This is a genomic window from Aeromonas sp. R3-1 (assembly GCF_040908345.1).
Lineage (GTDB): Bacteria > Pseudomonadota > Gammaproteobacteria > Enterobacterales > Aeromonadaceae > Aeromonas > Aeromonas veronii.
In genome coordinates this window covers 1-2,520 of the sequence record NZ_JBFODN010000135.1, presented here as the reverse complement: position 1 = coordinate 2,520, position 2,520 = coordinate 1, and the positions used below count along the sequence as shown (strand labels likewise).

3 protein-coding genes are annotated in these 2,520 nt (G+C 56.3%); 1 reads left to right on the top strand and 2 read right to left on the bottom strand.

What is annotated here, in order from left to right; all coding sequences use genetic code 11:
• The coding region (locus tag AB5Y85_RS08090) for a hypothetical protein (RefSeq protein WP_152985404.1) at positions 1-227 on the bottom strand (227 nt) is incomplete at its 3' end.
• Positions 228-376: 149 nt separating this feature from the next.
• Here AB5Y85_RS08090 and mltF point away from each other — a divergent pair.
• Positions 377-1,861 (top strand): membrane-bound lytic murein transglycosylase MltF, encoded by a 1,485-nt coding sequence (mltF, locus tag AB5Y85_RS08085; protein ID WP_128835500.1) that lies wholly within the window; start codon positions 377-379, stop codon positions 1,859-1,861.
• Positions 1,862-2,233: 372 nt separating this feature from the next.
• Here the strand turns inward: mltF and AB5Y85_RS08080 are convergent, their stop codons facing one another.
• Entirely contained in the window at positions 2,234-2,458 is a 225-nt protein-coding gene (locus AB5Y85_RS08080; RefSeq protein WP_042056368.1) for a zinc ribbon domain-containing protein, read from the bottom strand.
• Positions 2,459-2,520: the final 62 nt, after the last annotated feature.

Genomic DNA, 2,520 nt, shown 5'->3' with positions numbered 1-2,520 from the left:
GTGTGTTCGGGGATAGTTGGGCCGTAGCGCAAGAGCTGGCCCAAGGTCGCTCGCTCGGGGGGAGAGAGGGGGCTTGTCAGCTCGGCAAAGTGCACATACTCGGCATAGACATCCTCTATCTCTACTCCGCTCTCTACTCCACTCTCATTTCTCATCTGTGCGAAGCGTTGCAGCAGTTTTTGGACACGAAAATCAGACAGTGCTGGGGCACCACGCAAGATATCCATATGACCTTTCTCACCAAGTTTTAAAGTGGGGGGGAATTGAGACGCGCGTATTATAGGGATCTGGCTCACAGCGGACAAACGTTTTTCTCACTTCGTGCAGTGTGACTCTGCGCACACTCTCTGGTATAAAGGTGCCTCTTTTTTGACAAATGCCGATTTTTTCAACAAAGGTACTCACCTACTTGCGCTGCATTTTTCGACTGTTTATCGGGCTGTTGTTGACGCTGACGCTGGTTGGCTGCGACTTCTATAGCCCCTCCAGCCAGCTGGAGCAGATCCGCCAGCGAGGCGAGATCCGGGTTGGCACCATCTATGGTCCCACCTCCTATTACCAGCGTGACGACCTCGCCCAGGGGTTCGATTACGAGCTGGCGCAAAATTATGCCGACTGGTTGGGGGTGAAACTCACCATCATCCCGGTCGACACCACTGACCAACTGGTCACCCTGCTGAAAAAGGGCAAACTCGATCTGGCGGCTGCCGCCATCATGGTCACCCCCGAACGGCGCGAGCTGTTTCGCTTCGGCCCGGGCTTCTACCAGGTCTCTCCCAAACTGGTCTACCGCAACGGCAAACCCAAGCCGGCCTCATTGAACGACATCAAGGGCAAGCTGGTGGTGGCCGCCGGCTCCACCGGTGAAGATCTGCTCAAAGAGATGAGCAAAGAGAATCCGAAACTAGCCTGGAGCACCAGCGACAACGCCGATGTGGAGGAGCTGCTCAAACAGGTGGTGGATGGCAAGATTGACTACACGGTGGTGCAGGATACCGTGCTGGCCCGTACCCAGCGCTACTACCCGGAGCTCACCGAGGGGCTGACCCTGGCCCAGAAGCAGACCGTTGCCTGGGCCATGAGCAAGCTGCCCGATGACAGCCTCTATGCCAGCGTGATCGACTTCTTCGGTCAGCGTTTTATGGATGGTGCCATCGCCAAGCTGGACGAGAAGTACTTCGGCCACGTGCAGAACTTCGACTTTGTCGATACCCGCACCTTCCTCAAGCGCGCCAAGAGCCTGCTGCCCAAGTACCAGCCGCTGTTCCAGACTCACGCCAAGAATATCGACTGGCGTCTGCTCGCCGCCATCAGCTATCAGGAGTCCCACTGGGACCCGCAGGCCCGCTCCTACACCGGCGTGCGCGGCATGATGATGCTGACCGAGCCCACTGCAAAAGCGATGGGGGTCAACAACCGCCTTCATCCGGAAGAGAGCATCAAGGGTGGCTCCCTCTATCTGCAACAGATGATGGAGAAGGTGCCGGATTCGGTGCCCGATGACGAGAAGGTGTGGTTTGCCCTCACCGCCTACAACATAGGTTACGGCCACATGATGGACGCCCGCCGCCTGACCAAAGAGCTCGGCAAGAATCCTGACGCCTGGAGCGACGTGAAAGAGGTGCTGCCGCTGCTGCAACAGGCGCGCTGGCACCGCAAGGTGCGTTACGGCTATGCCCGTGGCAGCGAGGCGCGCAACTATGTCAACAACGTGCGCCAGTATTACCAGAGTCTGCTCTGGCTCGACAACGAGCAGCAGAAGGCACATCAGCGGGAGAGTCTCGACAACGACAGCGAGCCCGAGCTGGCCGAGCGCCCCACCGCCATTGCCGAAGTGGTCAATCAAATCACCATGCGCTAACCAGCCATTATTCGGCTGTTTTCACGCAAACTTCTCTGTTACCATCGATTCACATCGGAGCCTATCCGAAATCGCATTGTTTTCATTATGTTGAGAGATTAAATAACAGCAATTTCGGATGGGCTCCATCAATGACCCAAGGCCGGGATGGCCACCTGAGTTGGGAGGAGACCAAGATGCAAAAACGTAGAAAAATCAGTCTGGTCAGAAAAGCGAAGTGCAGCTGGAGCCCCAGACGCAAACTCAAGCTTAATGACATCAAGCGCAATCTGTGGCGCAGAAATCGATCCTATACCCTGCTTATTGCAGAGCACACAGCATAAACCCGGCATTCGCCGGGTTTTTTATCTTCTTTCTCACCTGATTATCGTCTTACACCAGCGCAGCCTTGAACTGTACCGACCGCTTGGAGATCAGGGAGTTGCAGTGGTTGCAGAAGTAATCCACTGCGCCGCACGCCTTGAGACGCTCCAGCTCCTGCTGGCAGGTGGGGCAGATGGCCGTAACGTGAACGTTAGCCTGGCACTGGCCACAGGTTTGCTCCTTGCTGCGGGTATCCAGTTCAGCTTGGCATGACGGACAAAGCAGGGCTTCCATAATCAACTCCTCGAAAAGTGGATCTGCCATGGTCTGGCTCCATGGCAGATCCCCCTCCCCTT

Bases quoted from the DNA above. Each gene is read 5' to 3' on its own strand.
- mltF (WP_128835500.1), top strand. From the start codon at position 377: ATGCCGATTTTTTCAACAAAGGTACTCACCTACTTGCGCTGCATTTTT.
- AB5Y85_RS08080 (WP_042056368.1), bottom strand. From the start codon at position 2,458: ATGGAAGCCCTGCTTTGTCCGTCATGCCAAGCTGAACTGGATACCCGC.